The organism is Aliiroseovarius sp. (assembly GCF_965228805.1).
In the GTDB taxonomy this organism is placed as follows: Bacteria; Pseudomonadota; Alphaproteobacteria; order Rhodobacterales; family Rhodobacteraceae; genus JASBTN01.
In genome coordinates this window covers 2,876,631-2,900,773 of sequence record NZ_CBDDIE010000003.1, presented here as the reverse complement: position 1 = coordinate 2,900,773, position 24,143 = coordinate 2,876,631, and the positions used below count along the sequence as shown (strand labels likewise).

Annotated in this window: 25 protein-coding genes; 10 read left to right on the top strand and 15 right to left on the bottom strand. The window is 62.7% G+C overall.

The genetic code is table 11. From position 1 onward, the window contains the following. Nucleotides 1–132: 132 nt before the first annotated feature. Together ACO07D_RS15235 and ACO07D_RS15230 are read left to right on the top strand one after the other, a co-directional pair. Nucleotides 133–831, top strand: coding sequence for a GntR family transcriptional regulator (locus tag ACO07D_RS15235; RefSeq protein ID WP_421703798.1), 699 nt, complete (start codon nucleotides 133–135; stop codon nucleotides 829–831). A gap of 22 nt (nucleotides 832–853) precedes the next feature. Then, complete coding sequence (locus ACO07D_RS15230; protein WP_421705042.1) at nucleotides 854–2,305, top strand: aldehyde dehydrogenase; 1,452 nt, start codon at nucleotides 854–856, stop codon at nucleotides 2,303–2,305. Nucleotides 2,306–2,397: 92 nt separating this feature from the next. Here ACO07D_RS15230 and ACO07D_RS15225 read toward each other — a convergent pair whose 3' ends face one another. The 7 genes from ACO07D_RS15225 to ACO07D_RS15195 are packed head-to-tail and all read right to left on the bottom strand — an operon-like array spanning nucleotide 2,398 to nucleotide 10,115. Beyond that, complete coding sequence (locus ACO07D_RS15225) at nucleotides 2,398–3,099, bottom strand: ABC transporter ATP-binding protein (RefSeq protein ID WP_421703797.1); 702 nt, start codon at nucleotides 3,097–3,099, stop codon at nucleotides 2,398–2,400. Further along, nucleotides 3,099–3,815 carry an ABC transporter ATP-binding protein gene (locus ACO07D_RS15220; RefSeq protein WP_421703796.1) on the bottom strand — a complete coding sequence of 239 codons (717 nt, stop codon included), beginning with the start codon at nucleotides 3,813–3,815 and terminating at the stop codon, nucleotides 3,099–3,101. Before ACO07D_RS15220 ends, ACO07D_RS15225 begins: the two co-directional genes overlap by 1 nt. Next, complete coding sequence (locus ACO07D_RS15215) at nucleotides 3,812–4,786, bottom strand: branched-chain amino acid ABC transporter permease (RefSeq protein WP_421703795.1); 975 nt, start codon at nucleotides 4,784–4,786, stop codon at nucleotides 3,812–3,814. The genes ACO07D_RS15220 and ACO07D_RS15215 overlap by 4 nt, the downstream gene beginning before the upstream one ends. A 2-nt stretch (nucleotides 4,787–4,788) precedes the next feature. Continuing rightward, on the bottom strand, nucleotides 4,789–5,736 hold the full coding sequence (locus ACO07D_RS15210) for a branched-chain amino acid ABC transporter permease (RefSeq protein WP_421703794.1): 948 nt from the start codon (nucleotides 5,734–5,736) through the stop codon (nucleotides 4,789–4,791). Between the two features lie 59 nt (nucleotides 5,737–5,795). After that, on the bottom strand, nucleotides 5,796–7,046 hold the full coding sequence (locus ACO07D_RS15205; RefSeq protein ID WP_421703793.1) for an ABC transporter substrate-binding protein: 1,251 nt from the start codon (nucleotides 7,044–7,046) through the stop codon (nucleotides 5,796–5,798). Nucleotides 7,047–7,075: 29 nt separating this feature from the next. After that, a complete protein-coding gene (locus tag ACO07D_RS15200; protein ID WP_421703792.1) occupies nucleotides 7,076–8,698 on the bottom strand; it encodes a GMC family oxidoreductase in 1,623 nt (540 codons plus the stop codon). Nucleotides 8,699–8,708: 10 nt separating this feature from the next. Then, entirely contained in the window at nucleotides 8,709–10,115 is a 1,407-nt protein-coding gene (locus ACO07D_RS15195; RefSeq protein ID WP_421703791.1) for an aldehyde dehydrogenase family protein, read from the bottom strand. 169 nt (nucleotides 10,116–10,284) lie between these two features. On the opposite strand from ACO07D_RS15195, the gene ACO07D_RS15190 reads away from it, so the two are divergent. Next, nucleotides 10,285–11,214, top strand: a complete 930-nt coding sequence (locus ACO07D_RS15190; protein ID WP_421703790.1) for a helix-turn-helix domain-containing protein — start codon at nucleotides 10,285–10,287, stop codon at nucleotides 11,212–11,214. Nucleotides 11,215–11,273: 59 nt separating this feature from the next. Here ACO07D_RS15190 and ACO07D_RS15185 read toward each other — a convergent pair whose 3' ends face one another. Beyond that, entirely contained in the window at nucleotides 11,274–12,017 is a 744-nt protein-coding gene (locus ACO07D_RS15185; protein ID WP_421703789.1) for a 3-keto-5-aminohexanoate cleavage protein, read from the bottom strand. 236 nt (nucleotides 12,018–12,253) lie between these two features. On the opposite strand from ACO07D_RS15185, the gene ACO07D_RS15180 reads away from it, so the two are divergent. From ACO07D_RS15180 to ACO07D_RS15160, 5 genes are all read left to right on the top strand, one after another. Beyond that, nucleotides 12,254–13,003, top strand: coding sequence for a helix-turn-helix domain-containing protein (locus ACO07D_RS15180; protein ID WP_421703788.1), 750 nt, complete (start codon nucleotides 12,254–12,256; stop codon nucleotides 13,001–13,003). A gap of 111 nt (nucleotides 13,004–13,114) precedes the next feature. Beyond that, complete coding sequence (gene hpaD / locus ACO07D_RS15175) at nucleotides 13,115–14,122, top strand: 3,4-dihydroxyphenylacetate 2,3-dioxygenase (RefSeq protein ID WP_421703787.1); 1,008 nt, start codon at nucleotides 13,115–13,117, stop codon at nucleotides 14,120–14,122. A 5-nt stretch (nucleotides 14,123–14,127) separates the two neighbouring features. Next, nucleotides 14,128–15,102, top strand: a complete 975-nt coding sequence (locus ACO07D_RS15170) for a fumarylacetoacetate hydrolase family protein (protein ID WP_421703786.1) — start codon at nucleotides 14,128–14,130, stop codon at nucleotides 15,100–15,102. Then, on the top strand, nucleotides 15,102–15,491 hold the full coding sequence (locus tag ACO07D_RS15165; RefSeq protein ID WP_421703785.1) for a RidA family protein: 390 nt from the start codon (nucleotides 15,102–15,104) through the stop codon (nucleotides 15,489–15,491). The genes ACO07D_RS15170 and ACO07D_RS15165 overlap by 1 nt, the downstream gene beginning before the upstream one ends. Continuing rightward, nucleotides 15,488–16,384 carry a DUF1932 domain-containing protein gene (locus ACO07D_RS15160; RefSeq protein ID WP_421703784.1) on the top strand — a complete coding sequence of 299 codons (897 nt, stop codon included), beginning with the start codon at nucleotides 15,488–15,490 and terminating at the stop codon, nucleotides 16,382–16,384. The genes ACO07D_RS15165 and ACO07D_RS15160 overlap by 4 nt, the downstream gene beginning before the upstream one ends. Before the next feature lie 20 nt (nucleotides 16,385–16,404). Here ACO07D_RS15160 and ACO07D_RS15155 read toward each other — a convergent pair whose 3' ends face one another. From ACO07D_RS15155 to ACO07D_RS15140, 4 genes are all read right to left on the bottom strand, one after another. After that, nucleotides 16,405–16,947: a cytochrome b gene (locus tag ACO07D_RS15155; RefSeq protein WP_421703783.1), complete on the bottom strand. Its 543-nt coding sequence runs from the start codon at nucleotides 16,945–16,947 to the stop codon at nucleotides 16,405–16,407. A 59-nt stretch (nucleotides 16,948–17,006) separates the two neighbouring features. Next, nucleotides 17,007–17,213: an amidohydrolase family protein gene (locus ACO07D_RS15150; RefSeq protein ID WP_421705041.1), complete on the bottom strand. Its 207-nt coding sequence runs from the start codon at nucleotides 17,211–17,213 to the stop codon at nucleotides 17,007–17,009. 313 nt (nucleotides 17,214–17,526) lie between these two features. Then, nucleotides 17,527–18,606 (bottom strand): DUF3500 domain-containing protein, encoded by a 1,080-nt coding sequence (locus ACO07D_RS15145; RefSeq protein ID WP_421703782.1) that lies wholly within the window; start codon nucleotides 18,604–18,606, stop codon nucleotides 17,527–17,529. Next, nucleotides 18,603–18,911 (bottom strand): DUF2218 domain-containing protein, encoded by a 309-nt coding sequence (locus ACO07D_RS15140; protein ID WP_421703781.1) that lies wholly within the window; start codon nucleotides 18,909–18,911, stop codon nucleotides 18,603–18,605. Before ACO07D_RS15140 ends, ACO07D_RS15145 begins: the two co-directional genes overlap by 4 nt. Before the next feature lie 89 nt (nucleotides 18,912–19,000). On the opposite strand from ACO07D_RS15140, the gene ACO07D_RS15135 reads away from it, so the two are divergent. Together ACO07D_RS15135 and ACO07D_RS15130 are read left to right on the top strand one after the other, a co-directional pair. After that, nucleotides 19,001–19,912 carry a LysR family transcriptional regulator gene (locus tag ACO07D_RS15135; protein ID WP_421703780.1) on the top strand — a complete coding sequence of 304 codons (912 nt, stop codon included), beginning with the start codon at nucleotides 19,001–19,003 and terminating at the stop codon, nucleotides 19,910–19,912. A 359-nt stretch (nucleotides 19,913–20,271) separates the two neighbouring features. Then, complete coding sequence (locus ACO07D_RS15130) at nucleotides 20,272–22,569, top strand: methyl-accepting chemotaxis protein (protein ID WP_421703779.1); 2,298 nt, start codon at nucleotides 20,272–20,274, stop codon at nucleotides 22,567–22,569. 10 nt (nucleotides 22,570–22,579) lie between these two features. Here the strand turns inward: ACO07D_RS15130 and ACO07D_RS15125 are convergent, their stop codons facing one another. Genes ACO07D_RS15125 through ACO07D_RS15115 form a run of 3 tightly spaced genes read right to left on the bottom strand, consistent with a single transcriptional unit; the run spans nucleotide 22,580 to nucleotide 24,020 of the window. Beyond that, nucleotides 22,580–22,990: a universal stress protein gene (locus ACO07D_RS15125; protein ID WP_421703778.1), complete on the bottom strand. Its 411-nt coding sequence runs from the start codon at nucleotides 22,988–22,990 to the stop codon at nucleotides 22,580–22,582. A 50-nt stretch (nucleotides 22,991–23,040) separates the two neighbouring features. Next, on the bottom strand, nucleotides 23,041–23,703 hold the full coding sequence (locus ACO07D_RS15120; protein ID WP_421705040.1) for a thiamine pyrophosphate-dependent enzyme: 663 nt from the start codon (nucleotides 23,701–23,703) through the stop codon (nucleotides 23,041–23,043). After that, entirely contained in the window at nucleotides 23,637–24,020 is a 384-nt protein-coding gene (locus ACO07D_RS15115) for a Gfo/Idh/MocA family protein (RefSeq protein ID WP_421703777.1), read from the bottom strand. Before ACO07D_RS15115 ends, ACO07D_RS15120 begins: the two co-directional genes overlap by 67 nt. Nucleotides 24,021–24,143: the final 123 nt, after the last annotated feature.

The following is a 24,143-nucleotide window of genomic DNA, read 5'->3' as shown; positions in this document are numbered from 1 at the left end:
CTGGCAAGTATTTTTAATTCTTTCACCATAATCGCTTGATTTAGCCCAATTATGGATACATAAATTCCTCAAGCCGAGAAGAAAGCAAACCTCCTATAAAGGGGCGCGACTCAGCCAAAACGGATACAAATCATGTTGAAAGACAGCTCAGACACCCCTTCCGATCAGCGCGTCCTGGCCGCGCTGCACACGATGATCATGGATGGCACGCTTCAGCCCGGCGAAAAGGTCAGCGAAGTTGGCGTGGCCGACATGTTCGGTGTCTCGCGCACCCCGGCACGCCTTGCCCTGCGCGCCCTCGAGGTGGAGGGGCTGATCAAGAAACGCCAGGGTCGCGGATTCACGGTGCAGGAGTTCAATCTGGGGGACATCAAGCACGCCTACGAGGTACGCGGCGTACTGGAAGGGTTGGGCGCGGCAACCCTGGCCAGGCTCGGTATTTCCGATGACATCAAAGACCTTCTGACCAGCGTCATACAAGACATGGACCACGCCCTGAACGATGAAATGGAGTTGGCCGACCGCATCACGCGATACCAGGACGGCAACATCGCCTTCCACGAAACCATCATGCGCCAATGCGGCAACCCCTATGTCAGCTATGCCTTCGACCGGATGGAGACCCTGCCACTGGTCAAGCTGGGCACGGTCGTCTTCAAGGATGAAAAACCCGAACAGGAGCTGATGCGCCTGCGGCTGGGCAACATGCAGCACACGCTGATCCTGGATGCGATCATCCGCCGCGACCCGCAACGGGCCGAAGCGATGATGCGCGAACATGCCAACCAGACACTGGTCTACTCCGCCCTGTTCAGCGGAGACGACCCCTAAGACCGGAGCAAACTTCATGACCGTGACAGAAATCGGGCTGTTGATCGACAATCAGGATGTCTCGGCCCAGTCCTCGGAATGTTTCAAACGCGAGAACCCGCTGACCGGGGCAGTCGCAACGACGGCCGCAGCGGCCGGGGCCAGGGATGTGGACCGCGCCGTCTCCTCCAGTGCGCGGGCCTTCACGACCTGGTCCCGAACCGCCCCCTCCGAGCGACGCGCCATCCTCAACCGAGCCGCCGACGCCCTTGAAGCACGCGTGGGTGACTTCATCGAGGTCGGGATGCAGGAGACCGGCGGCACCAAGGCCTGGATCGGGTTCAATGTGAAACTGGCCGCCAGCATCCTGCGCGACGCCGCCGGGATCGTTACCCAGATCAAGGGCGAGATCCTACCCTCCGACAAGCCCGGTAGTTTCTCCATGGCACAGCGCCGCCCGGTCGGCGTGCTGGTGGGCATGGCACCCTGGAACGCGCCCGTCATCCTGGCCGTGCGCAGCTTTGCCATGGCGGTGGCCTGCGGGAATACGGTGGTGATGAAAGCGTCGGAAAACTGCCCTGCCCTGCACCGCCTGATCGGCGATTGCATGATTGAAGGCGGATTTCCCGAGGGTGTCCTGAACATCCTGACCCATTCGGCCGACGATGCGCCCGAGGTGGTCAATGCCCTGATCGATCATCCGCAGACCCGACGTATCAACTTCACCGGCTCCACCCGCGTGGGCAAGATCATCGCCAAACGGGCCGCTGAGCACCTGAAGCCCTGCCTGTTGGAACTTGGCGGCAAGGCCCCGTTGATCGTGCTGGCTGACGCCGACATCCCTGCGGCCGTGAACGCCGCCATCTTCGGCGCTTTCGTGAACCAGGGGCAGATTTGCATGTCGACCGAGAAGGTGATCGTCGAAGACAGCGTCGCCGATGAATTCACCGCAGCCTTCACCGCCCGCGCCCAAGCGCTTGTTGCCGGCGCCCCGACCGGGGCGGTCGACCTTGGGGCGGTCGTGAACCACTCCACCGCAGAGCACCTGCGCACCCTGATCGAAGACGCCACCGCGAAGGGCGCCCAACTGCTTTGCGGGGGGGCTGAGGAGCCTGGCACGATCCTTGCGGCCAGCATCGTCGATCACGTCACGCCCGAAATGGAGATCTACGCCGCCGAGAGCTTCGGCCCCGTGACCGCAGTGATCCGTGCACGCGACGCCGACCATGCGATCGAGATTGCCAATGACAGCGACTATGGCCTGTCCTCAGCCATCTTCAGCCGCGATGTCGGGCGGGCAATGGCGCTGGCCGACCGGGTCGAAAGCGGCATCTGTCATATCAATGGCCCCACCGTGGGCGACGAGGCGCATATCCCGTTCGGCGGTGTGAAATCCTCCGGCTATGGCCGGTTCGGCGGCAGCTTCGGTCTGCACGAGTTTACCGAGGTCCGCTGGGTCACCATCGAGGATCCGCAGCAGCATTATCCGATCTGATCCGCCCCGGGATGGGCAGGCCCCTGGGTCAGCCAGGAGAAACGGGTGCGGAGGAACCACTCCGCGCCCGCTTTCAATGTCGCCGAAAGAGCTCAGAAATAAGCCTGATCCAGGATCGTCGGGTCGGCGCGCACGGTTTCAACCGCCCCCGAGAACCGTACATCTCCGGTGCGCATGACCGTGACCGTGTCGGCAATTCCCAGCGCGACCTCGGTGAACTGTTCGACCAGAAGCACACCGGTGCCCTGTGAAACCAGCGACGAGATCGCGCCCACCAGGCGCTTGACAATCAGCGGTGCGAGACCCAGCGACATCTCGTCGATCAGCAGGTAGCGCGGGCGCGCCATGATTGCGTGACCGATGGCCACCATCTGCTGTTGCCCACCGGACAAGGTCCCGGCCAGCTGCCGCCTGCGGTCGGCCAGTTCGGGAAACAGGTCAAAGGCTTCCTGCAGGGCCTCCTCGACCTCGCGTGCCTCCAGCACCGAGCCCGCGGCGCGCAAGTTGTCCTCGACGCTCAGCGAGCTCAGCACACGGTGCCCCTCGGGAACGGCGGCAATACCCGCGCGGCGCACCGCGTCCGGCGCATGGTTTTCGATACGGTGGCCATCCACCGTGACCCTGCCCGCCGTGCTGGGCAACATGCCTGCAAGCGCCAGGACCAGCTCCGATTTGCCAGCGCCATTGGCCCCCAGCACCGCAGCCACCTTTCCCGGTTCCACCGTAAGATCGGCACCTTTCACCACCTCCTTGCCTGCAACGGCGACGCGCAGGTTCTCGATCTTCAAAGCCATCAGGCGAGCTCCTCTTCGATGCCCAGATAGGCCGCTTTTACCTTCGGATCGTCCAGCACCTTGCGCGTCGGCCCGAAGGCAATGCGCTTGCCGAAATCCAGGACCAGGGTCTCGGCGCATATGCGTTCGATCAGGTCGACATCATGGTCGATCACCAGGGTGCTCGCTCCGGTCAACTCATGGACCTTGAGGATCAGATCCCCCAACCGGTTCGCCTCATCCCGCGACAAGCCGCCGCCGGGCTCGTCGAACATGACGATCTTGGGGCGGCCCACCAGGCAACGTGCCACGTCGGTCAGGCGGCGTTCGAACGTGTTCAACTGTGAGGCCAACACATCGCGACGATCGGTCAGCCCACAAACCTCCAAGGCCCTTTCGCGATCCGCACGCTTCACGGCGCGGCTACCAGGCACACCGTCCTGAATGACCTGGAGATTGGCCTCGACACTGAGGTCATCGGCAATCTGTTCGCGCTGGAACGAGCGGCGAAGCCCCCAGCGGCAGCGCTTGTGAGGGGGCATCTGGCCGACATCGACGCCATCGCCCCGGATGCGCCCGGTACAGCGCAGGAAACCCGATATCACGTTCATCGTGGTGGTCTTGCCGGCGCCATTGGGGCCTATGATGCCGGAAACGGGCGCCGTGAAAGTGGCAGAGATCGCATCCAGGGCAACCACGCCGCCGAAATTCACCGACAGGTTCTCAAGCTCGATCATGCGCGTTTGCCTCCGATACGGGACAGGAGCCCGATGAGTTGTCCGGAAATCCCATCGGGGGCTGTAATGACCGCATGCAGCAGCCCTGCCCCAAAGACGATCAGCGCCAGATCGGCGTCGAGCCCCCAGTCGTTGAACAAGGCTGGGAGCACGCGGTAAAGCACCCCTGCGACCACTGCACCCAGCCAGAAACGGGCTCCGCCGACCACCGCCAGGGCGAAAAGCAGGATGCTTTCGGGTGCGCGGAACGTGGCCGGGTCCAAAAGGCCCAGCGCCCCGGCCAGCAGCCCGCCCGACACACCGGCCATCAACCCGGCCAACCCGAAGGCCCAAGCCTTGTAGTAAACGACGTTCAGCCCCGAGGCCAAGGCCGCTGCCTCGGACCTGCGGATCATGGCCCAGGCCCGTCCGGGCGGAAGTTTTCGATGCCCCGCCAGCACCAGGAAGCCCAGGGTCACCACCGCGATGACATAGCGCAGATAGGCCGCATCGCTCTGCGCGATCGCGGGACGTCGGAACGGTGCGGCGGCCGAGGGCATCACGCCCCAGAACCCCTCTCCCCCATTGGGGAAACGCACGGTGGACAGGACCACTTCGATCCCGCCCGCCGCCATCAGGGTGATCAGCGCCAGGTAAAGCCCGCGCATCCTGAGCGCCGGCAAAGCCAGCAGCCAGCCGAACAACATCGTGACAGCGGCCGAGACCGCCAGGTTCACCTCGAACGGGAAAGTGGAGGCATGGTTCATGCGCAGCATGACCCAGCCGCCGACCGCCATCAGGCCCACCTGCCCCAACGAAACCATGCCCAACCGCGCATACATGAAGGCCACGCCGGCGGCCGCCATGATGAAACAGCTGGTGGAGGTAAAGATCTTGACCCATTGCCCGCCCGCCAGGGAAGGCAGAAGCAGGAACATCAGGGCCGCAAAGGCCAGGCCAGCCCAGCCATCCCGGGTAAGCTGAAAAGGCATGTTCAGTCCCTCGCAAAGACAAGTTTCTGGCCGCGCTGCATCCAGATCAGCACGATCGCGGCAATAAGAAAGGGCGCCATCGGGCGGAAGGATTTCAGCAGCGGTGACAAGGTCAACAGGCTTTCGACCACGCCGATCGACAGGCCGCCGACCAGGACCAGGATCAGGTTCTCCAGCCGACCACAGATCGCCGCTGCGATCGATGGGATGACCAGGAAGGTAATGACGAAGGGCTCCAGCCGGATCAGATCGCCGAACATCAGCCCGGTAAACCCGGCGATCAGGCCGGACAGGCCCCAGGCGATGGTTTCGACCCGCAGGATCCGCACGCCGATCAGCGCCGCCAGGTCGCGGTCATCGGCCAGGGCGCGCATCTGCAACCCGGTACGGGTGCGCGCCAGATAGAGCCAGATCCCCACCACGATTCCGACCGCGGCCAGCACGACGATCAACCGGGTCACCGTGACCCGCAGCCCCATCACCATGACGGCCTGCTTGTCCGTGGGCAGCACGAAGCGGCGCACGTCGTCCTCCCACAGGAAGGCGGTCAGCCCCAGTACGATCAGCGCAAACCCCAGCGTGGCCACCGCCTTGACCACCGTGTCCCTCCAGGCCAGCGCCGGGGCCAAATAGCGCCCATAGCCCAGCGACAGACTGGCCGCCGCGAGGATGCCCAGGGTCCAGGTCACCGGCCCGGGCCAGCCCCATTCGCCCAGCTGCCAGGCCAGCATGACCCCAAAAGCACCGATGGCCCCGTTGGCAAAGTTCAACACCCCGGTCGCGCGATAAAGCACCACCAGGCCGATCCCGCCAAGCGCATAGAGCGAACCGACGGCCAGGCCCGAGACCACGAACAGCCCGACGACCTTGGGGGGCTTGCCCCAGGCAAGAAGCAGGCAGATCACCGCCATGCCGAGACCGTAGAGGAAAAAAGTCAGTAACTTGGACATCTTGATCCAATCCAGAAAAGAAGGGGTCCACCCGTGAGGGCGGACCACCAGACGGGAGCTCAACGCAGACCAATGGCCTTTTCGGCTTCGATCAGTTCGGCGAAATAGGGACCTTCATATTCGAAACAGCCGCGCACCGTTTCAAAACCGCCATCCCGGACCACCACCATGATCCCAGCGTGGTTCGGCATATGCCGGTCAGCCTCGCCCACATAATAGGGGCCGCAGGCCAGGTCCGAGCTGTAGCCGGAAATCGCCTTGATTGCTTCGGTCACGGCGGCCCGGTCATCCAGCAGCGCGGGCTCCATGCCCATCAGCGTATCCACAAAGTACTTCGCCGCCAGGTATCCCGACTGACTGAACGTGTCGCGCGGATCCTCTGGGCGAGCAAAGGCCTGCATCACTGCCATCCAGTTCCGGTTGTCCGGGCCGGTCCCATCCAGCGTGGTCAGCTCGGCGCTGACGAACAGTCTGCCGTCCCAATAATCTCCCAGCGCGCCGGGCACTGAAGCGTCATAAAGGGGGGTCGAGCTGGTCCAGCTGTACAGATCGCCCAGGTCCTGTTCCTGCGCCGCCGCCATGAAGGCGATTGCCAAGCCGGCAGGCAGGTTCACCAGAACCGAGTCCGCCCCTGAGGCGATCGCCTCCAACAGGGCCGAGTTCACGTCCGGCGCCGCAGGGTTCAGGAGCACCGAGGATCCGGCCAACCCCTTGGACTGCATATAGCCTTCGACCGCACCACAGGACCAGTTGCCGACCGACGGGATCGCCAGGCCGATACAGCTGACATTGGTCGCGCCCAGCTCTTCTACTGCATACATCGCCGCCCCGACCGACGAGGGCAGCGGCCCCTGGTTGGTCGACACGATATTGGAGCTTTCAAAGCACTCGGACACCGCGCAGGCCGCCGCCATCGACATGATGTTGTTGTTCGCATAGAGCGGCGCGTTGACACTCATCTCGACAAAGGAGCCGTTTGAGACCAACGCGATCACGCCCTCGTCCTCGACCAGTTTCGACGCGGCCTGGGCGGCCAGTTCCGGGTTCCACTGATCGTTTTCGACCATGTATTCGATCGGCCGCCCATGCACGCCGCCATTGGCGTTCACACAGGCGAAATAGGCCGCTGCCGCGTCGGTTGCCGCCGAGAAATCACCCGGTGCCGCGTTGCCGTGAATGCCGCCAACCTTGATCGGCGCGCCAGTCGCCGCTTCGCCGGTATTGGCCCCGCAGTTGACATCGGCCAGTGCCAGGCCCGGGGCCATCAGCCCACCCATGGCCACAAGACCCGCATAGAGTTTCGTCTTCACGTCAATATCCTCCCTTGGATTGTGAAATATCAGGCCGTTTTCGGCAGATCGCCCGAGGTCAGCACCTCTTTTCCGGTGATGAAACGTGCCGCGCGCTCCGCGATCATCATTATGGGGGCGTTGGTATTGCCGGAGACCAGAGTGGGCATGACCGACGCATCCGCGACACGCAGCCCCTGCACGCCCCTGACCCGCAGCTCGCCATCGACCACCGCCAATCGGTCACTGGCCGGGCCCATCTTGGCGGTGCCAACCGGGTGGAACACGGTCTTGCAGCTTTGACGGATCCAGTCACGCAGCGCCTCGTCGTCATCCAGTTTCTCTGGCCCCGGCTTGGCAAAACCGGTGACCAGCTTCTGAAGTTCCGGCGCACGGAAGATCTCGATCGCCTTCCTGGTGCCGCGCAGCAGCACTTCCAGATCCTCCGGGTCCGAGAAACTGCCCGCATCGAACAGCGCCTTGTCCTTTGGATTTGCCGAACGCAGTTTGACCGACCCGCGCGAGCGCGGGCGTAGGAAACAGGGGTTGATCGACATGCCATGCGCCTCGATCGGCGGGCTATCAACCCAGCCGACCAAGAAGGGGATCACATGGAACTGGACATCCGGAATGCCCGCGTTCGACACGTCAACGAAGCCACCGCTTTCCACCACGTTCGAAGTCAGCAACCCCGACCTGAACAGCTTGTACTGCGCCATATGCCAGGCCGCCCGCAGCCCCTTGTCCTGCTTGTAGAATGAGATCGGGTCGCGGGTGTAGCACTGCACGTTGGCTTCCAGGTGATCCTGGAAGTTCTCACCCACACCGGGCAGGTCGGCGATGATCTCGATCCCGTGCCCAGCCAGCTCCGAGGCATTGCCCAGACCGGACAGTTGCATAAGGCGCGGGGTTTCGATGGCCCCGGCGCACAGCACCACCTCGCCCGCAGCCCCAATCCGGGTCCCGGTATCCAGTTCGACCCCGGTGGCGCGGGTCCCCTCGAACAAAAGGCGCGCGACGCGGGTTTCGGTCATGATCTTCAGATTCGCGCGGCCCTCGGCCTTGCGCAGAAAAGCCACTGCCGAGGAACAGCGCTTGCCGTCCCGCGTGGTGGTGGTCTGGTAAAACCCCACCCCTGCCTGATCCGCGCCGTTGAAATCGGGATTGTAGGGAATGCCGGTCTGTTGGGCGGCGCGGATGAAGGCGCGCGACAACGGGTGGTGAAATCCGGTCTCCGAGACCTGCAGTTCGCCATCATTGCCGTGAAACGCGTCGGCGATCTCCATGTTGCATTCCAGGTCGCGGAAGGTCGGCAGCACGTCCTTGTAAGCCCAGCCCGAATTGCCCAGTTGCGCCCAATGGTCATAATCCTGCGCCTGGCCGCGCACGTAGAGCATCGCGTTCACCGACGAGCCGCCGCCGATCACATGGCCCTGCAACACGACCGAGTCCCGCCCGTTCACACGGCTCGATTTCTCGCCCACGTAGGGGATCACATCGATGCCCTTTTCGACCACCTTGAAGAAGGTGGCAGGAATATGGATCCAGGGCGAGGCATCCCTGCGGCCGCTCTCGATCAACAGAACCTTGACACCGGGAGCCTCGGACAGGCGCGCGGCCATCACGCATCCGGATGAACCTCCGCCAACAACGATGTAATCGAATTGTTCCATGGTCTTGTCCTCAGCAGTGAATGACTTGAATGTCGGTGTATTCGGCCAGCCCCTCTTCGCCGAACTCGACGCCCAGGCCCGAGGATTTGCGCCCGCCGAACGGGGCAATCGGGTTCAGCCCGCCATGGCTGTTGATCCAGGCCGAGCCGCATTCCAGCCGGGCGGCGATCCGCTTTGCGTGCGCGATGTCCTTCGACCAGACCGAACCGCCCAGCCCGTTCTCCCCGGAATTGGCCTGGGCGATGGCATCTTCGACATCGCTGTACCGGATGATCGGCAGAGCCGGCCCGAACTGTTCCTCGGCAACCAGCGGGTCATCGGCCTCCAGGTCGGAAATCATGGTCGGCGGAAAAAACAATCCTTCGCCGGGCTCCCCACCCAGCAGGACGCGACCTTTGGCGCGGGAGGCATCCACCAGAGATCTGATCTTGTCGAATTGCATTTCGTTGGCCAAGGGGCCCAGCACGCTACCTTCGTCCCGTCCGTCCCCCACCACAATGTTGCGCGCAAACTCGGTCAGCGCAGAGCAGACCTCGTCGTAGACATCTTCATGCACATAGAGACGTTTCATCGCCGCACAGGTCTGGCCGTTGTTGATGAAGGCGCCCCAGAAAAGGCGCTCGGCAATCTCTTCGGGGTTCACGTCAGGCAGAACGATCCCGGCATCGTTGCCGCCCAGCTCCAGCGTCAGGCGTTTCATTGTCTCCGCAGCGTTGGCATAGACGCGCTTGCCGGTTGCGGTCGAGCCGGTAAAGACCATCTTGCGGATGCCTGGGTGCGCCGACATGGCCGCGCCGATGTTCTCCACCGCATCATCGCCACAAACCACGTTCACCACCCCGTTGGGCAGGACCTCATTCATCAGCTCGACCATGCGCAGCGTCGAAAGCGGCGTGAAGGGCGACGGCTTGACCACCACCGTGTTGCCGGTGCGGATGGCCGGCAGGATATGCCAGACCGCAATCATAAGAGGCCAGTTCCAGGGCGTGATCGACCCGACGACCCCAATCGGACGGCGGTGAAGTTCGACCCGGCCTTCGTTCGTGTCCTGCAGAACCTTCATCGGCAGGGAAAGCCCGGCCGTGACCGATGCCCAGGCCTGTGCGCCACCAAGTTCGAACCTTGAGCCGAGCCCGTTGAGCGGTTTGCCCTGTTCGCAGGTCAGAAGTTGGGCCAGCTCCTCGGCATGGGTGCCGATCTTCGCTGCGATGGCCGCGCAGGCCTCCGCCCGATCAGCGTCGCTGACGCGCGACCAGGCCTCAAAGGCGGTCTGGGCTGTTGCCACGGCCCGGTCCAAGTCGGACAGGGTCGCCTGTGGCGCCATGCCGACCAGTTCACCGGTTGACGGGTTTGTCACCGCAAAGGTGTGCTGGGCAGTCGCCTGTTCACCATCAATGAGCATTGCGAAGTTTGGCATGCGCTCTTCCTCAATCTTCCCCTAGATGACTTAACATGTTAAGTGAATTGAGATCGGTCGTCTTGGACTCAGGCGACCTCAGGCTTGGACAGGCGCGACAGCCGGATGAGATCCGGCGCGTCATGAGCTGCAAGCCAAGATGGGAGGAGTGTGGAAGTTGTTGACCAGCATGGCACCGACGGAAATGTCCGTCGAACGTTTCCAGCACAACCTGTTGGAGATCTGCGGCGCCTTCCAGGCCCAAGCGCCACATCAGAACGCGCGGATGAACGGCATCATCCACCTCGAAGACCGCGCCGGGTTCGAGATCGCCCATGTCGCCAAGGATTTGCATACGATCCGTCGCAGCAAGGCGGATATCAGCCGCGACAGCGGCGAGAATTTCTTTCTGATCGTGCAGGAGGAAGGCCGCGCACTGATGGCCCAGAATGAGACGGCGCAGCTGTTGCAACCCGGCGACATGATCCTCATCGACAGCGCCGAGCCGTCGGATTTCTCCTTCTTCGGCGCCTTCAGCCGCCAGATGTCGATCCACCTGCCTCGGACCGAGGTGCTGGAGCGTTTTGGCGCTTCGGCACAGGGCGGAATCTACTTGCCGCGCAGCGATTACATCACCATGGCCATGGGGGCGACCCTGGCCAAGGCTTTCGAACCAGAAGGCAATGCGGAACAGTCGGGTTATCTGCGCGAGGCGGTGTTCGGGCTGCTGGGGGCGCTTCTGTTCGAAGGGACCCAACGCGGCAACGCGCGGTCGATTGATGCGGATGTCAGCGGCGCTGACCTGCTGAAACGGGGACTGGCCTATCTTGATCGCATGTTCAAGACCAACGCGCTGACGATCCAGGACGTCGCAAACGACCTGGGCATCCCGCTGCGCCAGCTGCAACGCGCCTTTGCACTGATTGGCACCACGCCAACCGACTACCTTCTGCAAAAGCGCCTTTCCCACGCCTGTCAACTTCTTCGCGACCGCAGGAATAGCGATGCAAGAGTGCTGGTGTCGACGATCGCCTATTCGGCCGGTTTCAACGACGTGTCCTATTTCAACCGGCAGTTCCGCAAACATATGGGGTGTTCGCCTGGGCAATATGGGGGATGAGCGCCGCGCCACGCCCCGGAGCCTTCGCCGCCCGGGATCTGTCCCGGGACACATGGCGCTCATCTGTGCAGGTCCAGCGCCGCGATCAGGTCGATGACCCGATGCGCATTGTCCGCCGCAACCCTTCCGTCGCGATTCAGGCAGTTGTTCTCGAACCCCACGCGCATTTCGCCACCCAGGGCGTGGGCTTCGGCCAGACAATCCGTTTCGCTCTGCCCAAAGGCACAGACCATCCAGCGCACGTCGCGGCTCCCGGCCGCGACAAAGGCGGAAACGTTGCGCGGATCACTCGCCAGGCCATCCTCATAGCGACCTAGCACATAGAGGACCCTTTGGCGTAGCTGCGGAATGATCCCACGGTCCTGTAGCCTTTCAAGCCACTGGCGTTCCCTGGGCGAGTACAGGATGTGCTGGCTCTCCAGACCTGCCTCGGCCGCCCAGAAATAGAAGTCGCGGGCCTCGGCAGCCTCCCCATCCGGGTCTTGTTCGCGTAAGGCGACCGACACCTGGGTGGGTTGAACCGCCCTGACAAGCTGGCGCTGTTGCGCGGGCGAATACCTGCCCAGCGCTTCGGTCGTGATCTGGACCTGCATCCCGGGAACACATCGTGCGCACTCTGCCAAAAGCTCGCGATATAGCCCGGCGTCAAGCACATGTTGCCCGTCATTATCGCGCACATGCGCATGCAACGCCTGCGCCCCAGCCGCGTGGCAGACCCGTGCACTGTCCACCAACTCCGGGATCGAAATTGGCACCGCCGGATGCTCCGCCTTCGTCTTTCGCCCTCCGTTGGGAGCAACCATGATGAACCGATCCATTGGCATCACTTTCTTGTTCAAACGCATCTGCACCCGGTTTCGGGGAAGGTCAGCGCAAGTGAAAGCCGCCTGATCAGTCATTTCACCACATGAAACCAATCGACAACTACAGGTCCGCCCGCGACCGCGGGCGACAATGCGTCTCGATTGACATTCTCGGCGCCTCCGGCAAGATCGGCGGCGTTTCACTCCGCCACCACCCCCTATCCGGACTGCCTCCAATGCCCTCCTTCGACAAAATCCGGTCGGTTGAACGTACCATTGCGGTCCTGCGTGCGATGAACGGGCAAAACCTGTCGCGCATCAGCGATCTGCAGCAGAAAACCGGCCTGCCCGCTGCCACGGTGGTACGCATTGTCGAAACCCTGGTCAGCCTCGGCCTGGTGCAGAACCACGGCCGTCGGGTTGGCTATACCCTGACCGAAAAGGTGCTGGAACTGAGCGCGGGCTACCACGGGTTGCCGTTGTTTCTGGAGCACGCCAAGGAGGTGCTGCTGGAGCTGACTGGCGCCATCAAATGGCCCGCAGCACTTGCCACATTGGGGGACACGGCGATGGTCGTACGCCTGTCAACCATTCCCGAAAGCCCGCTCGCGCATACTCATTCGACCCTGCAGAAACGGCTGGACCTTCTGGTCCGCGCCCATGGCCGCGCCTTCCTGGCCCATTGTCCGCAAGAGGAACGGATGCAGCTCTACAAACGGCTGCGCGAGGAGGAAATGACCCTGTTGTCCCCCGACGAGCTGGACGCCCGCATGCGCCCGATCCTGGCTCAGGTGCATCACCTCGGTTACGCGGAACGCGACCACGAAATCGACCCGCAGACCACCACCGTGGCCATGCCGGTGTTCATCCACGGGCATCTCAACGCCACGATCGGCGTGACCTTCTTTCGCGGCGCCCGCGCCGACCGCAACGATATCCTGCACCAGATGCGCCAGGCGGTCGAACGCCTCGAAGCTTTGGCTTGAACGAGGTCGGCGCCCATTTAATTTCACATGATGAAATCATAAGAGTTCCGCGTTCATCCTTCGTTGGCCAGCCCATAGGGTTGCTACAAACAACCAACGAATGGTGTCCTCATGTCGATCCTAGAACCCAACCTCTCGATCCCCTTCAACATCACCCGCCTCAGCCACGTGGTCCTGACCAGCCGTGACCTGGACAAGACCCGGTACTTTTACGAGACCGGTCTGGGCTTCGAGGTCACCCAGCACGATGACAGCATGCTCTGCTTGCGGGCCATCGAGGAAACCGGCCACCATTCGCTTGTCTTCGAAAAGACCGAAGTCGTTGGCCCCGGCGTGGTGCGTCGGATCGGCTATCGCATGTTTTCCGACGACGACCTGAAACGCGCTCATGAGTTCTTCAATGCCCGTGGCGACAAGGCCGAGTTCGTCACCCGCCCCTATCAGGGGCTGACCCTGCAGCTGACCGATGGTGTCGGTGTGCCCATCGAGTTCTGCGCCACCATGGACCAGTCGGAAAACCGCATGCAGCGCTTTCACACCCACGCGGGCGGCAAGCTGGCCTTCCTCGATCACATCCAGATCGCCTGCCACGACGTGGCCGGCGCCTATCAGTGGTACAACGACCTGGGCTTTCGCCTGACCGAATACACCGCCAAGGACGGCACGAACGAGATGTGGGGCGTCTGGCTGAAGCGCAAGAACAATACGCAGGACGTGGTGTTCGGCAATGGCCCGGGGCCCCGACTGCACCATTTCGCCTATCACACGCCGGAAATCAGCTCGATCATTCACGCCGCCGACGTCATGGCGTCGCTGGGCTTGGCCGACACCATGGACCGCGCGCCGGGGCGTCACGGAATCGGAAATGCGTTCTTCATCTACTTCTGCGACCCAGATGGGCACAGGATCGAGATTTTTTCGAGCCATTACAATGTGATCGACATCGACCATGCACCAAAACGCTGGGAGCTGTCCGACACCCGCCGCTCGCAGCTCTGGGGTTTCCCGGCGCCGAAGAAGTGGTTCATGGAAGCCAGCGAATTCGAGGGCGTGCCGGTGCAGGCGCCGCTGATGGACGCCGCGCCCGTCACCCTTGAAGACTTCCTGGCCAGCTGGTGAGCGCGATGAAATTCGGAACCCTTCTTGAAGCAGGCCGCCGCGTGGCGGTCATGGCCGGAACCGACGGCGCCCCCCGCCGCCTGGTCGAAGTCTGCGCCGCCGCCGGGCTGTCCCCGATCCCCTCGGTACTGGAGCTGGTCGAGGCTGGCATCCCGGCGTCCCTGGCCCAAACGGTCGATCAAGTCACCCCGGTGGGCGGAGACCCCGACTGGGCCGCCCCGCTGCCCAACCCCTCCAAGATCCTGGGCGTGGCCTTCAACAACAAGGAGCTGATGAAGAAGGCACATCGCGACCCGGGCGTGCCGAATTTCTTCCTCAAACCGCCCTCGGCGCTGACCGGGCATGGCAAACCGATCATTGTCGATCCCGACTGGGGCGCGGTGATCCCGGAACCGGAGCTTTGCGCGGTGATCGGCAAACGCGCCAAACATATCGAGCCCGAGCAGGCGCTGGACCACGTCTTCGGCTACCTGATCCACAATGACGTGACCAGCCATGGGCTGAAGTTCCAGAAGGACAGTATCGCGGTAACGTACGATCGCGACATGGCGCGGCCGGAGTTCTACACTTGGCGCCACCTGAATGGGCCGGACGACACCGACGCCTATTACGTCTACCATACCCGTTCGAAGGGCACCGACACCTTCGGTCCAATGGGGCCCTGGATCACCACGGCAGATCAGGTCGCCGACCCCAATGACCTTGGTGTTGTCGCAACCCTGAATGACGAGATCTTTGCCCGCGACCACACCGGCAACTACCGTTTCTCGATCGAGGAATGCATCGCCGAGGCCAGCCGCTATTTCACGTTGGAACCGGGCGACCTGATCTCGTTCGGAACAACCGGCAAGGGCGCGGGACGGTTTCCGCGCGGCCACAAGAGCGTGCTCCTGGGCGAGGAACGCGGCGTGATCGGCATCGGGATCGATCCACTGGGCTGGCTGGAAAACCCGATCCGCCACCAGAAAGGCGGTGCCTGATGGTGCGCGCAATCCATACGCCCCGGGCGGCGCAACACGTGAACCCGGTCCCAAACGCAGCACGGCATCGTGGGGTTCTGATCACATCGGGCATTCTTGGCAAGCAGCTGGAGACCGGCACCTACCCGGCGGACAAGGCGCATCAGGTGGCGTTGGTCTTCGACTACCTCGACGCGATCCTGGAGGCAGGCGGCGCAACGCTGGATGACGTGGTCAAGCTGGATCTGTATTTCGCCGACAAGGCCGACCGCGCCCTGGTCAATCCCCATTGGGAACAGCTCTGGCCGGACCCGGACCACCGGCCAGCCCGCCAGGCCCACCAGGCCGTGCTGCCCGAGGGCTGCTGCCTGCAGGCCGTCGCCACGGCCGTTCTGGGCGATCCGGTATGACACCGCTGCGGATCGGCATGATCGGCATGGGAGAGATGGGTGCGGCCTTGGCCGGGGCATTCCGGACCGTCGGTCACCATGTCCATGCCCAGCTGGCAGGCCGATCGACCGAAAGTCGCAACCGCGCGGCCGAAGCGGGTGTGACGGAGGTGGGCAGTTTGCACGACCTCGTCACCAGCAGCGACATCCTGTTTTCAGTATTGCCCACGCAACACGCCAAACCGGTCGCGCAGGAGGTCGCGGTGATCCTGGCCAAGACAGGATGTCGGCCCCATTTCGTCGAAGCAAATGCGATTGCCCCGGGGCTGGTCAACGAGATTGCGGTCGAGTTCCTGCGACTGGGCGTGACATTTCTGGACGGCGGGTTGATCGGACCTCCTCCCTCTGCCGAGGGCCGACCCCGTCTCTATGCCTGCGGCCAGGACCTGGAGCTGCTGCACGGCCTGGATGGGTCCGGGTTCACACTTGTTGAGCTTGCGGGTCCGATCGGTCAGGCCTCCGCTTTCAAGACCAGCTATGCGGCCATGACCAAGGGCGTCAACGCCCTGCTGTGCAACGTGATGCTGGGAGCCCAGGCGCACGGGTTTCTTTCGCCCTTCCTGGACGAGATTGCAAACAGTCAGACCGCCCTAGCAGACCGCGCGCGTGCCAATATCCCGCGCCTGCCCTGCGATGCTGCGCGTTGGCAGGACGAGATGTTGCAGATTGCCCGGAGCTTCGCGGACATCGGCCTGCCCGGCGCATTCCACCAAGGCGCGGCTGAGGTCATGGCGCTTCTGGCCGCGTCGCCCTACGGAACGGAAACTCGGCGAACACGTGACCGGTCGCGCGACCTGAAATCAACCATTTCCGGGGTGACCAAGGCGCGGGTGTCAGGCGGCAAGCTCGCCTGACACCCCTGTCGCCGGGCATATCAAGCCCGGCCCAACATGCGGCGCAGGGTAACATCCCTATCGACCACATGGTGCTTCAGCGCACCGACCACGTGCAGAAGGATCACCGCGATCAGGACTTTACCAAACAGTCCATGCACAGCCGAGGCCGCATCAGACAGGGCGGCGTTGATCGCAACAGGTTGACCTGAGCCCCCCATGTTCGACGCAACAAGCTCGGCGCCGAAGACCGACAGCCCCCGCCCGGCCATGACTGCATCCATCATTCCGGACAAGGGCATGGCCAGGGTGCCGATGATCAGCACCCAATGCATGACGCGCGCCAGCTTGTGCTCCCACCGCTTGCCGGTGCTGATCGGGGACGGCCACCCCTTGCGCAGGCGGATCACCGCGCGCAACGCGATGACCACGAAGAGGATCACGCCGACCGACTTGTGTATCGGGTAAAGGCTGTAGACCTCGTTCCGGCTCATGTAGAGACCGACCCCGATCAGGGCGATCATACCCAGGCCGACCAGCCAGTGCAGGATGATTTCGGATTTGGCAAGTGTGTGAGTACTCATGGCTAAGGCTTTCATTCAGGGGTGATTTTATGGCTACGTCAGTTTGCTCGCAGCAGCGGTTAGCGGTGAAGACAGACCTGCACAGGAAAGGTCTCGGTGAATTTGTCCGGGTTCACGGTGAAGACATTCTGGTTCAGCACCAGAAGAACCGCAGATGTGCCGACCTCGATCGAACCGGCGGTATCTTCGATGCCCAGAACGCGCGCACCGTTTTGCGTGCAGAACATAAAGAGCTCTTCCGGCGTCGCCGCCTCGGCATGGGCCAGGGTCTCGCCCAGGCGTTCCCCAAAAGGGGGGCCGGCGGGTCACAAGCGCTTCGATCCCGTTCCAGGATTTCATGTCCTGCACAACCGGCCAATCGGACCCCGCGGTCGAGAGCGACCCATCTTCCATCACGGGCACTTGGGACAATGGCTGGCGACTGTCGCCAGTATAGATCCGACCATTGCTCAGCAGCGCCGTCTCTGCATATCCGGGCGCCGAATAAGCCGCCAGAAACGCGAGGCATGTCCCGAGCCGATGTATATGTTGCATTTGTCAGGCGTCCAGTCACACAACCTCAAACATCGGTTGTACGGACTACTGCCCATACTCCGTCGTCGGGTTGCGATACATTGTGTGGTAGTGGCCCTGCCCTGCCGCGCTGGCCCCTACGTTTCCACCGGTCGACAGAAGCTCGACGATCAGGGTCGGCCCCTGGATGCGCATGTAGGTTGGCGTGTTCACGGTGTCGTTGCCGGTCCACGCAAAGTGGACCTGGTCCAGGCCTGCCTCGATCTCGGCCATGCGCGGACCCGCATTTTCCTGAGGTTGAACCGCGACCCACTCGCGGATCGCGGCCAGCAGAAGCGCTCGTTGCGCGCCGGTCATCTGCGCCGCGGACAGACCAATTACCGGGGGGATGACACCATCCTTGCCCGGGCCGGTCAGCACGTCCTCGGGCACGGAGCCCGCATCGGCGGCAAGCTTCTGCCTTGCATCCAGCGCTGCATAAACCGCATGCCCAGCCAGGTGCATGTCGATCACCGCCTCGTAATCCACTCCGTTCAGGGAAAAAATCGCGGGTTCCGTGCCGATGAAGCTAGGCGACATGGTCTCGACCCGGTTGCCTTCGATGGACAGGTTCAGCCCGATATGATGCCCGCCGAACTGCCAACCCCAGGGAGCTTGTGCATCCGGGATGCCGTAGAACGAGACCCAGTAGTTCTCCGGCGCCCATTGCAGGCGCTCGGCACGAGCATCGGTGCTCAGGAACGCTTCGGCCGCCATGACCTCCATCACGCTTTGATAGCCTTCGGCACCCAGCGAGGCGGCCAGGAAGTCGAACAGCAAGCCGCGCTGGTGATCTGACATGTCACCCACCGAGACACCGGCCCGGCTGACGATGCCCGCCGGCAGGTTCGACCACATGGTGCGCGTTTGGGCGTCCAGATCAAACATGAACTCAGAGGTCTCGTGACCTTCGAAACTTGCCAGGAAGGCCTTGGCCGCCACCAGGGCCGCCGCCCCGCTGGCCCCACCTTCGGGCGGCGCATAGTCCGGGATCGGGACTAGCTGGGCGTGCGCATGCGCCGGGGCTTCGTGCGCAGACAGGGGCGCGGCAGCGTTCAAGGTCAGGGCGGACAGGGCCAGCACGGCCAGGGCGACGCGGTTCATCATGCGGTCTCCGTGTTGCGGGTCATGTCCTGGCCAGGCCAGGTGACCACCAGGTTCTCACGAAAAGAGAACCGCTCCAGATGCGACCCAAGGATCGATTGAACCTTCTCAAGCCCCGCGGCGGTCGATGCCTGCGCCCCCAGCTCCAGCCCACGATCGGTGATCCTGACCGTGGCCTGACCGGCGCCAAAATGGAAAATGGCTTGGGTCTCGGTCTGCTCGACCTCGATCTTGTGGCCGAAATGCTTGCACAACTGTGCCAGGTATTTCTCTCCGTTGCGGGTGATGACGTGGGTGGTTGTGTTCATGGTTCTCTCCGTTTGGTCAGAACCTAGGGGCCGGGGAATTCATGGATAACCCACCTTTTCCCGATGTCATTCTTCGATATGATGGAATAATGTACAAATACCTGCAAAGCATCGCGGCCTTTGTGGCCGTGGCGGAAACCGGTGGCTTCGGCAAGGCGGCCACGAAATGCGGCGTCTCGCCGTCGGTGATCAGCCATCACGTCTCCAGGTTGGAGGACCACCTGGGCGAAACCCTGCTCTATCGCACAACGCGCAAGCTGACCCTGTCCGAGCCGGGCCGCAAGCTACTCACCGCCGCCGGGGGCGGGCTCGCGGCCATCCAGCACGCGGTCGATGACATCCAGGACCAGCGCGAGCAGATCGTTGGCGCCCTGCACGTTGCCCTCCCCGCGTTCATTCCCGACCCAAAAATCGAGGCCAGGTTGATGGAATTTGCCGCCATCCACCAGAACGTCGCCCTGTCTCTGGCCTATTCCGACCAGGTCATCGACATGTTGGAAGACGGATTTGACCTTAGCATCCGCTTGGGAAAGCTGAAGGATTCCAGTTTTCTACAGCGCAAGTTGGCCGATATCCGGCATGTTCTGGTGGCGAGCCCTGCCTTCCTGCACCGCACCCAGCAGATCACCGCCCCTGAGGACCTGGGCGAGCTGCCCCATGTCGCCATGCAGGGCAGCTCGGACGAGGTCACTTTGACCCGGGACGCAACCACCTGCGTCATTCAGCAACAGAATTGCCGCATCCAGGTGCAAAGCATACACGCAGTAAAATCCGCCACCATTGCGGGGGTTGGGGTCGGCAACATGCCGATCGCACTTGTTGCGCAAGAGATCGAGGCCGGCACTCTGGTGCAAATCCTGCCGAGCTGGTCGCAACCCAGGCTCCCAATGCACGCAGTCTGGCCGGAAAAAGCGCGGCGCAGGAACCTGACCATGCGCCTTGTCGATTTCCTGGGGGCCAACACGATTTCGGAAAAATCCCACCTTACGGTGCAAGGGTGACAAATTTCCTCTGGTCATCGGATGGGTAAGCCGATGGACGAGGGCAATTCGACAAGCTCACGTCGCCAAACACACCGTGCGAAGCAGTTTTAGGTGAAAACGGTCTGCAGTACATTGCACCACACGAGCCACACTCTCGGAGCGCACGTGTTAGCAACCATCCCCAAGTTTGCCTTGCACGGGCGGAATCAGACTTTCGCTGCGGTAAGCGCCAAGAGCATCAATGTGGTTTTCCCGACCTGCGCAACAACTGCACGGTCGACATCCAAGAGGTGCGACCTTCGCGGGAAAACGGCGATTCACTCATTGGAAACCTGAGGCTGTTAAGCATCCGTACCCTTATTCAATAGGAGTATCGGATGGCTTTGTCCCGAACCCGGAAGAAGACTGTTAAGGCGGACCTGCGTGGATTGTTGCTTCTTGCCGCAATGCTGTTCGTGGTCCTGGGCGCTGCGATCGTCGGAAAGTTCGTGCTGGATCGGCGCACGGCGGCCGAAATGGCCGGAAATCAGTACCTCCTGCAATCAGTATCGAGGATCGAGGCCCTGTTTCTGCAGGTCCGGCGGGCCGAAAAGGACTTTCTGCTGCGCAAGGACCATAAGTACCTGACACGGCACGCCGACATTCAGATCGGTCTGGAACGCGAGATCGCGGCTCTGTTGACGGCGTTGGAGCAGCGCGGCCTGACCGATCAGGTCGCAACAGCCGAGCAGTTGAACCAGGCTTTCACGACCTATGGCGTGAACTTCGCGCAGCTTGCCGAGCTGAATGTCGCCCTGGGCCTGACCGCCGATGAGGGGCGTGAAGGCGAACTTCGTGCGGCGGTACATGCGATCGAAACCATCCTGAAAGAACTCGATCAGCCCGAAATGCAGGTCAAGATGCTGATGATGCGCCGACATGAGAAGGACTTCATCATGCGGGTGCAGGAGAAATACGTGGATCGCCTGGGCAAACGTGTGGAGGAGTTCAAGGCGTTTCCCGCGCGCTATTACCCGTCCGAGGCCAAATTCGACGAGGTGATGCGCCTGTTGGACGCCTATCATCAGAGCTTCCAGCACTATGCGCAGGCCACTTTCACGGAACGCGATACTCGGCAGGCAGTGTCGGCCAGCTTTGCCGACGCTGAACCGGTGTTCGAAACCCTTCGCAGCAACATCCTGAAGGCGATATCGGAGCATGAAGTGCAAGCCACACGCACGCAAACGGCTGCCGCTCTTCTGGCCGGGTTGGCAGGATTGGCCGTCGTGGCCCTGTTCCTGGCGCGTATTCGCTTGATTTCCCACCGCATCTCGACTCCGCTTTCCCAGACCGCGGATGTCATCAAGGAGCTGGCTGCGGGCAATCTGGACAAGGATCCGCCACAATCCCCCTATGACGAGATCTCAGCGATCGCCCGTGCCTGTGTAACGTTCCGCGAAACGATACAGGACAATCAGAACCGGGATGCCGAAGCGCGCAAGCGTGACGAGGCCGATCGTGCGGCGCGCGAGGCTGAAGAGCAACGGGCACGGGCCGAACAGCATGCCCGCCTGGAGGAAGAAGAGCGCAAGCGAAAGCGCGATCAGGACATCGCGCGCGAGATTAACGCAGCCCTCACTGCCTGCGCGGCTGGGAACTTTTCGCACCGTCTGGACACGTCGGACAAGGACGGCATCCTTGCCGAGGTCTGTGAAGGCGTGAACGAGATCTGCCGGGTCACCAACCGGGGCCTCGACGAGGTGCAGCGGGCTTTGGTGGAACTATCTGCCGGCAACACGGCCTACCGCATGGAGGGCGCATTCGGTGGCGTATTCGATACCATTCGTGAAAACGTCAACCGCACCGCGGAAAGCCTTGATGACGTGATTTCGAGGATCGCCGAGAGCAGCAGCTCGATCGGTGGCGCCACGGAAGAGATTGCCGATGCCGCCATGGATCTGGCCCGGCGAACCGAGAACAATGCCGCAACCCTGGAACAGACGGCCTCTGCCATCGACGAACTGTCCTCCTCCGTGCGCACGGCCTCGGATACGGTCAACGGGGTGAACGAGACGATCACCCGGATCCGGCAGGACGCGGAAAGCAACGCCGAAGTCGTCGACAGGACGGTTGCGGCCATGGATGCGATCCGGACCTCGTCCTCCGAGATCCGCAAGATTGTCGGTCTCATCGATGATATCGCCTTCCAGACCAACCTCCTGGCGCTGAACGCCGGGGTGGAGGCCGCACGAGCCGGGGAATCCGGCCGCGGTTTCGCTGTGGTCGCCTCCGAAGTGCGGGAGCTGGCGGCAAGGTCAGCAGCCGCCGCCAAAGAGGTTGGCAGCTTTGTTGATGATAGCTCCAAGCAGGTTGAAGACGGGGCTGAACTTGTAACCAGAACAGGAGAGGCCCTGAAGTCGATTGTCGCAGGGGTTGCCGAGATGGCGGACAGTTTCGCGGAGATCGCTAGTTCGACCAATCAGCAGTCCGTTACCATCTCGGAAATCAACAACGCGACCAATCAGCTGGACCAATCAACTCAGCAGAACGCCGCGATGTTCGAGGAGGCCACAGCCTCCACCCAGGTGCTCAAGTCCGAGACCGCCGCACTGGCCGAGGTCATTGAAGCATTCCACAACGGGCATGGCGACGTGGAAAGCGAGCAGCAGACGGATGGATCTCAATCCGCTGCGTGAGGCATGTGGCCTAGCGCACGACCACAACCGAACAGCTTGCCCTCCGGGTCAGGCGTGATGCAGTGGAGCCCAGTGCGTAGCCATCGCTGCCTGGACGGCTGGCGCAGGTGACGATCAGGTCCGCGTCAAGGCTGGCCGCATGGTCCGCCAGGACGACACCCGGCTTTCCGGTCAGGATCGCGCTCTCGATTTCCGGATAGGGTTTCAGGGCGGAGGCCACGGCGCGTTTCATTTCGCGGCGTACCTCCTGCGGGTCCAGGCGCACGATCATGTATTCGGCTGCGAAGGTCGGGATGTCCTCGATCACGGACGCCGCCAGCATCCGCCCGCCGGGCGCCAGCAGGCGGCGCGCGACCTCGACCTGTTTGGGGAACAGCTCAGCATGGTCGAGCGCGAGCGGGATCAGAATGGTCTTGAACATGGCTTGGTCTCCGAAAAGGCCGAGGCATCCCTGCCCCGGCCCGGTTTGCGTCACGTCGCGACGTGGCTGACATCCTTGTCGGGCGAATAGATATCAAGGATGTTCCAATGCCCGGTCGTGGGGGTCGGGTTGTTGATCATCGGGACGTCCAGGACGGTGGGCTTGCCGCCGGCAATCGCCGCCTCCAACGCAGGCAACAGCTCATCCGCCGCGCTCAGCCGGTGCCCCTCGGCGCCATAGGCCCGCGCGATGTCCGCGTAGCCCGGACCGTTCGTGGGCGCAGCGGCCGAGCCCGGAAAGGTCGTGCCATAGGTCAGGCCATAATGCGCCTTTTGCAGGCCCGCGATGGTGCCGAAAGCGTTGTTGTTCATCACCAGCCAGATGATGCCCAGGTCCAGCTCGACCGCGGTGGCCAGCATCGACGGGTTCTGACCGAAGCCGCCGTCGCCCACTAGGCTGACCACCACACGATCAGGTGCGGCTAGCTTGGCTCCGATGGCACCGGGCGGGCCGAAACCCATGGTGGCAAACCCGCCCGGCGTCAGGATCGAGCCCGGCGTCAGGATGTCGAACTGCTGCCCGACCCCGTTCTTGTTCCAGCCCACGTCGGTGGTGATAATCGCATCTTCCGGCAGCGCCTTGCGGATCAGCGGGTTGTGACGCCGGTGGTGCCCCACCAGAACGGGCACATCGGCCGCTTCGGCCTGATCCACCAGCAACTGCGCCGCCTCGGCCGAGGTGGCCAGGGGTTTTCGACCAGAACCGGGCAACCGCGCTGCACGCAGTCCAGCCCCTGCTCCACATGCAGAAGCGTCGGTGTCGCCAGGACAACCCCGTCCGGCGACTGCGCCGCAAAGAGCTCTCCCAGCGTATCACAACAGGGCACGCCGCGTTCCCTGGCAAAGGCACGCCCGGCGTCGCTGGGATCCACCACGCCGCAAAGCGTCACGTGTTTGAGGTGGTTGATGGCATCCGCATGGCGTCGGCCGACCAGCCCCACACCCGCGATTGCAATTTGAACATTCTGCACCGGGTCAGCCCCTCTGATCTGCGCAGTTCCTGCGCCTTCGTTTCCTGGGCAAACCGAGTCGCCTGCCGCGTTGCCTCACCCCAGGGCCAGGCAATGCGATTTGCAATAATATCTGATATTTTT

Excerpts from the sequence above, each read along its gene's own strand:
- ACO07D_RS15235 (WP_421703798.1), top strand. The coding sequence starts at position 133 with ATGTTGAAAGACAGCTCAGACACCCCTTCCGATCAGCGCGTCCTGGCC.
- ACO07D_RS15225 (WP_421703797.1), bottom strand. The coding sequence starts at position 3,099 with ATGGCTTTGAAGATCGAGAACCTGCGCGTCGCCGTTGCAGGCAAGGAG.
- ACO07D_RS15220 (WP_421703796.1), bottom strand. The coding sequence starts at position 3,815 with ATGATCGAGCTTGAGAACCTGTCGGTGAATTTCGGCGGCGTGGTTGCC.
- ACO07D_RS15215 (WP_421703795.1), bottom strand. The coding sequence starts at position 4,786 with ATGCCTTTTCAGCTTACCCGGGATGGCTGGGCTGGCCTGGCCTTTGCG.
- ACO07D_RS15210 (WP_421703794.1), bottom strand. The coding sequence starts at position 5,736 with ATGTCCAAGTTACTGACTTTTTTCCTCTACGGTCTCGGCATGGCGGTG.
- ACO07D_RS15200 (WP_421703792.1), bottom strand. The coding sequence starts at position 8,698 with ATGGAACAATTCGATTACATCGTTGTTGGCGGAGGTTCATCCGGATGC.
- ACO07D_RS15195 (WP_421703791.1), bottom strand. The coding sequence starts at position 10,115 with ATGCCAAACTTCGCAATGCTCATTGATGGTGAACAGGCGACTGCCCAG.
- ACO07D_RS15190 (WP_421703790.1), top strand. The coding sequence starts at position 10,285 with ATGGCACCGACGGAAATGTCCGTCGAACGTTTCCAGCACAACCTGTTG.
- ACO07D_RS15185 (WP_421703789.1), bottom strand. The coding sequence starts at position 12,017 with ATGGTTGCTCCCAACGGAGGGCGAAAGACGAAGGCGGAGCATCCGGCG.
- ACO07D_RS15180 (WP_421703788.1), top strand. The coding sequence starts at position 12,254 with ATGCCCTCCTTCGACAAAATCCGGTCGGTTGAACGTACCATTGCGGTC.
- hpaD (WP_421703787.1), top strand. The coding sequence starts at position 13,115 with ATGTCGATCCTAGAACCCAACCTCTCGATCCCCTTCAACATCACCCGC.
- ACO07D_RS15170 (WP_421703786.1), top strand. The coding sequence starts at position 14,128 with ATGAAATTCGGAACCCTTCTTGAAGCAGGCCGCCGCGTGGCGGTCATG.
- ACO07D_RS15165 (WP_421703785.1), top strand. The coding sequence starts at position 15,102 with ATGGTGCGCGCAATCCATACGCCCCGGGCGGCGCAACACGTGAACCCG.
- ACO07D_RS15160 (WP_421703784.1), top strand. The coding sequence starts at position 15,488 with ATGACACCGCTGCGGATCGGCATGATCGGCATGGGAGAGATGGGTGCG.
- ACO07D_RS15155 (WP_421703783.1), bottom strand. The coding sequence starts at position 16,947 with ATGAGTACTCACACACTTGCCAAATCCGAAATCATCCTGCACTGGCTG.
- ACO07D_RS15145 (WP_421703782.1), bottom strand. The coding sequence starts at position 18,606 with ATGATGAACCGCGTCGCCCTGGCCGTGCTGGCCCTGTCCGCCCTGACC.
- ACO07D_RS15140 (WP_421703781.1), bottom strand. The coding sequence starts at position 18,911 with ATGAACACAACCACCCACGTCATCACCCGCAACGGAGAGAAATACCTG.
- ACO07D_RS15135 (WP_421703780.1), top strand. The coding sequence starts at position 19,001 with ATGTACAAATACCTGCAAAGCATCGCGGCCTTTGTGGCCGTGGCGGAA.
- ACO07D_RS15130 (WP_421703779.1), top strand. The coding sequence starts at position 20,272 with ATGGCTTTGTCCCGAACCCGGAAGAAGACTGTTAAGGCGGACCTGCGT.
- ACO07D_RS15125 (WP_421703778.1), bottom strand. The coding sequence starts at position 22,990 with ATGTTCAAGACCATTCTGATCCCGCTCGCGCTCGACCATGCTGAGCTG.